The sequence below is a fragment of the Polaromonas sp. OV174 genome (assembly GCF_900112285.1).
GTDB lineage: Bacteria > Pseudomonadota > Gammaproteobacteria > Burkholderiales > Burkholderiaceae_C > Polaromonas.
Genome location: NZ_FOKZ01000051.1, coordinates 1 through 7,658, shown reverse-complemented (window position 1 = coordinate 7,658; position 7,658 = coordinate 1). Strand labels below are relative to the sequence as shown.

The following is a 7,658-nucleotide window of genomic DNA, read 5'->3' as shown; positions in this document are numbered from 1 at the left end:
CAGCCTCTGACCATACTGCGCATGTCTGAGGCAAGTCGCTAATCAGGTGAAATAGGCCTCTAGCCCAAGAGGGACGGGCGCCTCCAGCTATTAAAAACATCGTTCCTGGGGCTGCTCGCGGCCTGATGCCCATCAACGATCCCGATGCTGCTGGCATCGCAGTGATGGGGCTTTCTTCTTATATTCTTTAATCGCCATAAATTAAGAGCTATATATTCTTTTGAGTTTTAAGGTTTGCTGCCCACAATGGCTAATCCCTAGCAAAAACAAGGCGCAAACCATGACGACTCTCAGACTCGGCGACACCGCTCCTGACTTCACGCAAGACTCCACCGCCGGTAAGATTTCCTTTCACGAATGGGCAGGCGACTCCTGGGTGGTGCTGTTTTCGCACCCGGCAGATTTCACGCCGGTTTGCACCACGGAGCTGGGTAAAACGGCGGCGCTGAGTGGCGAATTCGCCAAACGCCATGTCAAGCCCATCGCCATCAGCGTGGATCCTTTGGACGCGCACGGCAAATGGGTCAAGGACATCAACGAGACGCAGAACACCACGGTGAACTTCCCCATCCTGGCCGACGCCGACCGCAAGGTGGCCACGCTCTACGACATGATTCACCCCAACGCCCTGAGCACAGGCGCCACGGCCACGGTGCGCAGCGTCTTCATCATCGATCCGAAGAAAGCCATACGCACCACCTTCACCTACCCCGCCAGCACCGGCCGCAACTTTGACGAGATCCTGCGGGTGATCGACTCGCTGCAGCTGACCGACGGCTACAAGGTGGCGACGCCGGTGAACTGGAAAGACGGCGACGACGTGATCATCGTGCCCAGCCTGCAGGATCCGGCCGAACTGGCTCAGCGCTTTCCCAAGGGTTTGAAGGCCATCAAGCCTTACCTGCGCATCACGCCCCAGCCGAACAAGTAATCGCGCAACGATCGGTCTCACAGCGTGCGCTACATCATCGTCCCCGGCTGGCAAGGCTCAGCCCCCGGTCACTGGCAGAGCCTGTGGGCCGAGCGCCTGAGCGGCGCCGTGCGGGTCCAGCAAGACGATTGGGTCACGCCCAGCCGCAAGGCCTGGGTGGCCAGCATTGCCCGCACCATCTTGCTGCAAAACGAGCCGGTGGTGGTGGTGGCGCACAGCCTGGGCTGCATCGCCACCGCGCATTTGCCACCCGAGGCCGCAGCGCGGATTCAGGGCGCCTTGCTGGTGGCGCCGGCCGACCCGGAACGCCGTGCCATCCTGAGCGACTTTGCGCCCGTGCCCTACCAGCGCCTGCCTTACCGCAATGTGCTGGTGGCCAGCAGCAACGACCCCTTCTGCCCGGTGCGCCTGGCCGGTGCCTACGCCAGGGCCTGGGGCAGCGAGTTTGTGCGCCTGCAGGATGCCGGCCACATCAACATCGAATCCGGCCACGGCGAATGGCCACTGGGCCTGGCCTTGCTGCAGTCGCTGACCGGCCCGGTGGCGCTGGCAGATGCCGGCCCTGCCGCTTCAGCTTCTTTCACTTCTAGTTCTTCTTCATTTTTTGGATCTTTGGAAATAGCATGACCTCAAAACTCAAACTCGCTTTGGCAACCCTTGTTCTGACGGCGGGTGGCATGGCTTCGGCACAAACCCTGCTGAATGGCTCGTATGACGTGGCACGTGAGTTTTATAAAGAGTACAACGCGGCCTTTATCGCCCACTACAAAAAGACCGGTGGCAAGGACGTCAAGATCGACCAGTCGCATGCCGGCTCCAGCGCCGTGGCGCGCTCGGTGGCCGACGGCCTGGATGCCGATGTGGTGACCATGAACACCTCTACCGACGTGGAATTCCTGGCCCGCGCCGGCGTGGTCGCCAAGGACTGGAGCAAACGCTTTCCCGACAACGCCTCGCCCACCACCTCAACCATGCTGTTCCTGGTGCGCAATGGCAATCCCAAGCGCATCAAGGACTGGGATGACCTGATCAAGCCAGGCGTCCAGGTCATCGTCGTCAATCCCAAGACCGGTGGCAATGGCCGCTACACCTACCTGGCGGCCTGGGGTTATGCCAAGAAAAAGGGCGCCAGCGACGCGCAAGCCGCCGAATTCGTTGGCAAGCTCTATAAAAACGTGCCGGTGCTGGGCAAGGGCGGCCGCGACGCGACCACCGTCTTCCTGCAGCGCAATATCGGCGACGTGCTGATCACCTTCGAATCCGAAGTGCTGTCAGTCAACAAGGAGTTTGGCGAAGGCAAGGTCGATGCGATCTATCCGTCCATCAGCATCCTGGCCGAAAACCCGGTTGCCGTGGTGGAGCGCACCGTGGCCAAGAAGGGCACGGCCGATCTGGCCAAGGCCTATCTGAACTACCTCTACTCGGACGAAGGCCAGGAAATCGCCGCCCGCCATGCGCTGCGCCCACGCTCGCAGGCGGTGCTGAAGAAATACGCCGCCACCTTCAAGCCGGTGCAGCTGTTCACGGTGCAGGAGTTGTTTGGCAGCCTGGATGAAGCGCAAAAAGTGCATTTCAACGACGGCGGCCAGTTCGACAAGCTCTACACCGTCAAGTAAGTCATGAGCGCTGCACTTTCCGCCACGCCGCCTGCTGCGGTGGCGCTGGCAAGGCACGTCGGTAGCAAGCGAACGGCCAAACGCGTGCTGCCTGGTTTCAGGCTCACGCTGGGCTACACGGTCTTTTATTTGAGCCTGATCGTCCTGATTCCGCTGTCGGCACTGTTTTTCAAAACCTTTAGCTTGAGCTGGGAGCAGTTTGTGGCGGCCGTCACTTCGCCGCGCGTGCTGGCCTCTTACCGCCTGACCTTTGGCGCCTCGCTGTTTGCGGCCGTGGTCAATCTGGTGTTTGGCCTGCTGTTGGCCTGGGTGCTGGTGCGCTACAAGTTTCCGGGCAAGAAGATTGTTGATGCGCTGGTGGACTTGCCCTTTGCCCTGCCCACCGCCGTGGCGGGCATTTCGCTGACCGCCTTGCTGGCCGGCAACGGCTGGCTGGGCCAGTATCTGGAGCCCATGGGCATCAAGCTGGCCTTCACGCCGGCCGGCGTGGTAATTGCCCTGATCTTTATCGGCTTGCCTTTCGTGGTGCGCACGGTGCAGCCGGTGCTCGAAGACGCGGAAAAAGAACTCGAAGAAGCCGCCACCTCGCTGGGCGCCACGCGCCTGCAGATTTTTACCAAGGTGATTCTGCCGTCCATCACGCCGGCCTTGCTGACCGGTTTTGCCATGGCTTTTGCCCGGGCGATTGGTGAGTATGGCTCGGTCATTTTTATTGCCGGCAACATGCCCATGATTTCCGAGATCACGCCCCTCATCATCATCGGCAAGCTGGAGCAGTACGACTACGCCGGCGCCACTGCCGTGGCCGTCGTGATGCTGGTGCTGTCCTTCATCCTGCTGCTGGTCATCAATGCGCTGCAAGCCTGGCAGCGCCGCAACGCGGGAGCTGTCGCATGAACGATAAACAGGCCCCCACGCTTGTCGCTTCGCGTACTGCGCTGCCCCCCGAGGGGGCTGTGCTTGCTCGGGGCGGCCCTTCGCTGCGCACATCTTCACAAGCGGTGCGCCGCGTCAGGGCCGGCACCACCGAAGCGCCCTGGGTGCGCTACTCCCTGATCACGGTCGCGCTGGTCTTTGTGTTGCTGTTCCTGGTGCTGCCGCTGGCAGCGGTGTTCACCGAAGCCATGCGCAAGGGCTTTGGTGCTTACCTGGCCGCCTTGCAGGAGCCGGATGCCTGGAGCGCCATCAAACTCACGCTGATTGCCGCCGTGATTGCCGTGCCGCTCAACCTGGTGTTTGGCGTAGCTGCGGCCTGGGCCATTGCCAAGTACGAGTTTCGCGGCAAGGCCTTTTTGACCACGCTGGTGGACCTGCCGTTTTCGGTGTCACCCGTGGTGGCCGGCCTGATGTATGTGTTGGTGTTTGGTGCGCAGGGCTGGTTTGGCCCCTGGCTGCAGGCGCACGATGTCAAGATCATTTTTGCGGTGCCCGGCATCGTGCTGGCGACCGTCTTCGTGACCTTTCCCTTCATCGCCCGCGAGCTGATTCCGCTGATGCAGGCCCAGGGCAATGACGAAGAGCAGGCCGCCATCGTGCTGGGCGCCAGCGGCTGGCAAACCTTTTGGCATGTCACCCTGCCCAACATCAAGTGGGGCCTGATTTACGGCGTGATTTTGTGCAACGCGCGCGCCATGGGCGAGTTTGGCGCGGTGTCCGTGGTCTCAGGCCACATTCGCGGCCAAACCAACACCTTGCCGCTGCATGTGGAAATTCTCTATAACGAATACCAGTCGGTGGCCGCTTTTGCCGTGGCCTCGCTGCTGGCCATCCTGGCGCTGGTCACGCTGCTGATCAAGTCGGTCGCCGAATGGCGCCACGAAGCAGAAATAAAAGCGGCGGCCGAGTTGCCGCCAGAGCGCCCCCGGCCCCAGGCCGCCCTTGCCGCCTAAACGCCTAAAGGAAACCCCATGAGCATAGAAATTCGCAACGTCAGCAAGCAGTTCGGCAACTTCCAGGCGCTGGGCGACGTCAGTCTGGACATAGGCTCGGGCGAGCTGGTCGCCTTGCTGGGCCCTTCGGGCTGCGGCAAGACCACTTTGCTGCGCATCATTGCCGGCCTGGAAACGCCAGACCGCGGCAGCATCCTGTTCAGCGGCGAAGACACCACCGATGTGCATGTGCGCGAGCGCCAGGTAGGCTTTGTGTTCCAGCATTACGCGCTGTTTCGCCACATGACGGTGTTTGAAAACGTCGCCTTTGGCCTGCGCGTCAAGCCGCGCGGCCAGCGCCCCAGCGAAGCGCAGATCAAGGAGAAAGTGCATTCGTTGCTCAGTCTGGTGCAGCTCGATTGGCTGGCCGACCGCTTCCCCTCGCAGCTCTCGGGCGGCCAACGCCAGCGCATTGCCCTGGCGCGCGCGCTGGCGGTAGAACCCAAGGTGCTGCTGCTCGACGAGCCCTTTGGCGCGCTGGACGCCAAGGTGCGCAAGGAGTTGCGCCGCTGGCTGCGCCGCCTGCACGACGACCTGCATGTCACCAGCATTTTCGTCACGCACGACCAGGAGGAAGCGCTGGAAGTGGCCGACCGCGTGGTGTTGATGAACCAGGGCAAGGTCGAGCAGATCGGCTCGCCGCAGCAGGTCTGGGACCACCCGGCCAGCCCCTTTGTCTATGGCTTTCTGGGCGACGTGAACCTGTTCCATGGCCGCGCTCACGAGGGCGAGGTGCACCTCGAAGGCCTGCGCATCGATTCGCCCGAACATGCCGACGCCCAGGACGCCAAGGCCTTTGCCTATGTGCGCCCGCACGACCTGGAAGTGCAGCGCTATTCACCCGGCGCCGAAGGCATAGTCGCGCGTCTTGAGCGCGCCATCGTCATCGGCCCGATCGCGCGGCTGGAGCTGCTGCCGGCCGAAGGCTACGCGCAAAAGGGCAGTGCGTCGGGCGATTCCATCATCGAAGCCCAGATGCCTTCGCAGCAGTACCAGGAGATGGGTTTGCGGGAAGGCGACATGCTGGTGGTGACGCCGCGCAAGGCGAGGGTTTTTGTGGCGGGTTAGGCGCCTGGCAGGCTTCCCGAAGCAAGCCTTGATGCGTACGAGAAATATAGAATTGATGGGTCCTTTTTGCGAAAGGATCCGACATGACGATCACGTTCTTTGAAGAGAGCAATGCGGCTACACGAACACTGCCGCGCTCACTGGTGACGAAGGCTGACGGCTTTGTGTTTGTGTCCGGCCAAGTCGCCAGGGACGAAAGCGGCCGCATTATCGAAGGGGGAATAGAAGCTCAAACCCGCCAGACGATAAAAAATGTAGCTCACGCACTTGCATTGGCCGGTTGCACGCTAGAGGACGTGGTGAAGACCATGGTCTGGCTTGATGACGCACGCGACTTCCATGATTTCAATCGTGTTTACAGTGAGTTCTTCCTCGGAAACAAGCCGGCGCGCTCGACCATACAGGCGACAAACATGGTCGGCACCAAGATTGAGATCGAGGTCATCGCCTATAAGCCGTAAGGCTGATGCCTATCCCGTCTTCGACGGTTTCTTTGCTTGACCTTGCCCCTGGAAAAGGAATCCCTTGCCGAGTGCTTCAATTCGGGCAAGGTCAGGCGGGAAGTCTCTTCACCACTTCCCATTCAAACCAGAAAGGGGGCGCCAGGGTTTGCGTTGGCCGTACGCATCATTTACATGCGCAAGGTCATGAAAACACTGTTCGGGTCTTCAGCGTAGTCGCCGAACGGCCCGCAGTAGACGAAGCCAAAGCTCTCATACAGCCTTTGCGCTGGCTTGAAGGCGTCTATCGTGCCGGTCTCAAGGCTCAAACACTCGTAGGAGCGGGACTTTGCAACCTCAATGACATGCGCCAGGATGGCGCGTCCCGCACCTCTGCGCCTGAGTCCGTTGGGCGTGCGCATGGACTTCAACTCGCCATGCTTAGGGTTCAGCTCTTTCAGGGCGCCGCAGCCAAGCAGCAGCGAGCCGTCCCAGGCCGACCAAAACGTGATCTCGGGTTGGCGGAGCTTCTCAAGATCAAGGGCATGAACGCTTTCAGGCGGGGACAGTTCATACATGCTCTGCAAGTGCTCATTCAGCAATGCCTGTATTGCCGGGCGAGAGAGGTCGTCGATTTCAATTTTCATGGGTGGAATCTTTGAACTGGTGGGGGCGTCCATATACGCCTTGTTAGGTTCTGACACTTTCTAGAAGGGCGTTAGATGTTTGGCACTCAGCAACGATTTGATTGATGACCCGGGCATGAAGCTCATCATGTTGTCTCAGGTAAGGGATCAATTCAAAACGATAAATTTCTGCTCTATTTTCGAGCTTTATTGCTCGCCTTAGCTGAGTTGTTTCCAAGACAAGCCGTTCTGCTTGGCTGCTTAAAGATTCAATTTTCTTAAGAGAACTCCACAGCTCAACGCTTTTCTTAAATTTGAAATTTGACACTAAAAGAAGTAGATCTGCAGATGTTGGGATGAAGTCTGTGTGCGGCTCTAGAGTCAATTTTTCTAAATGTAGCCGGGTTAACTCGTTGTCAACTATCCCGAGATTCTGAGTTGCTATTCTCGATGTTTCTTGGATGGCGGCACGGATGATTGAAATTACCTGCTTATTTTTTTGCTTCTGTTCTTCTGCGCCAGTGACTCGATACCAGATAGCACTGCCTGCTGCGCCAACGCAGAGACCAATAATTTCTTTTTGCCCCCAAAATTCAATGAATGATGTGAGTGTTGCCAGGGCGGTATTAGATAGGCTTTCCAATTTTCAGTCCTTAGATCTGGCTGCTAGGAGTCTGCGCGGCAGAAGGATTTGAGGCTCGATGAGCTTGGTCATTTGCTGTTTTCGTTGCTACCGTGGCAGTCGATCATGGTTTTGGCGCGGCACGACCGCGCTGGGGCGGCTCCTTGAGCCCTGCTGCGGGGCAGGTGCGGGCATTTTTTGCTGGTTGTTGCCCTCAGCCGCTTTGCATTGAACACATCCGGCGCAGATTGAGGGCCAGGCACACGAGCTTGAATTCGGCGCGTACCCGGTGCAGGCCCCTCATACTGAATTGGCGCAACCCCAGCACGCTCTTGATCCAGCCGTTGGGCGGCTCGGCAATCCATTTGCGTTTTCGGTACGCCGTCTTGGCTTGGTCGGTTTGCAGCTTGGCGGCCATGGTCGCCGT

General features: G+C 59.5%; 10 protein-coding genes. 7 read left to right on the top strand and 3 right to left on the bottom strand.

Annotated elements, in window-relative coordinates; translation table 11 throughout:
- Positions 1–280: 280 nt before the first annotated feature.
- From BM160_RS21880 to BM160_RS21850, 7 genes are all read left to right on the top strand, one after another.
- The gene (locus BM160_RS21880; RefSeq protein WP_092008256.1) at positions 281–931 is read left to right on the top strand and encodes a peroxiredoxin; all 651 of its coding nucleotides are present in this window, start codon (positions 281–283) and stop codon (positions 929–931) included.
- A gap of 24 nt (positions 932–955) precedes the next feature.
- On the top strand, positions 956–1,558 hold the full coding sequence (locus BM160_RS21875; RefSeq protein ID WP_092008255.1) for an RBBP9/YdeN family alpha/beta hydrolase: 603 nt from the start codon (positions 956–958) through the stop codon (positions 1,556–1,558).
- Positions 1,555–2,547 carry a sulfate ABC transporter substrate-binding protein gene (locus BM160_RS21870; protein ID WP_092008254.1) on the top strand — a complete coding sequence of 331 codons (993 nt, stop codon included), beginning with the start codon at positions 1,555–1,557 and terminating at the stop codon, positions 2,545–2,547. The genes BM160_RS21875 and BM160_RS21870 overlap by 4 nt, the downstream gene beginning before the upstream one ends.
- A 3-nt stretch (positions 2,548–2,550) precedes the next feature.
- Complete coding sequence (gene cysT, locus BM160_RS21865) at positions 2,551–3,444, top strand: sulfate ABC transporter permease subunit CysT (RefSeq protein ID WP_092008253.1); 894 nt, start codon at positions 2,551–2,553, stop codon at positions 3,442–3,444.
- On the top strand, positions 3,441–4,436 hold the full coding sequence (gene cysW / locus BM160_RS21860) for a sulfate ABC transporter permease subunit CysW (protein ID WP_255369045.1): 996 nt from the start codon (positions 3,441–3,443) through the stop codon (positions 4,434–4,436). The genes cysT and cysW overlap by 4 nt, the downstream gene beginning before the upstream one ends.
- 18 nt (positions 4,437–4,454) lie before the next feature.
- A complete protein-coding gene (locus BM160_RS21855; protein ID WP_092008252.1) occupies positions 4,455–5,543 on the top strand; it encodes a sulfate/molybdate ABC transporter ATP-binding protein in 1,089 nt (362 codons plus the stop codon).
- 83 nt (positions 5,544–5,626) lie between these two features.
- The gene (locus tag BM160_RS21850; protein WP_092008251.1) at positions 5,627–6,004 is read left to right on the top strand and encodes a RidA family protein; all 378 of its coding nucleotides are present in this window, start codon (positions 5,627–5,629) and stop codon (positions 6,002–6,004) included.
- A 170-nt stretch (positions 6,005–6,174) separates the two neighbouring features.
- Here the strand turns inward: BM160_RS21850 and BM160_RS21845 are convergent, their stop codons facing one another.
- From BM160_RS21845 to BM160_RS21840, 3 genes are all read right to left on the bottom strand, one after another.
- Positions 6,175–6,630 carry a GNAT family N-acetyltransferase gene (locus tag BM160_RS21845; protein ID WP_092008250.1) on the bottom strand — a complete coding sequence of 152 codons (456 nt, stop codon included), beginning with the start codon at positions 6,628–6,630 and terminating at the stop codon, positions 6,175–6,177.
- A gap of 43 nt (positions 6,631–6,673) precedes the next feature.
- Positions 6,674–7,252 carry a hypothetical protein gene (locus BM160_RS22445; protein ID WP_143093319.1) on the bottom strand — a complete coding sequence of 193 codons (579 nt, stop codon included), beginning with the start codon at positions 7,250–7,252 and terminating at the stop codon, positions 6,674–6,676.
- Positions 7,253–7,445: 193 nt separating this feature from the next.
- Positions 7,446–7,658, bottom strand: a 213-nt coding sequence (locus BM160_RS21840; RefSeq protein ID WP_143093318.1) for a transposase, incomplete at its 5' end; no start/stop codon positions are given.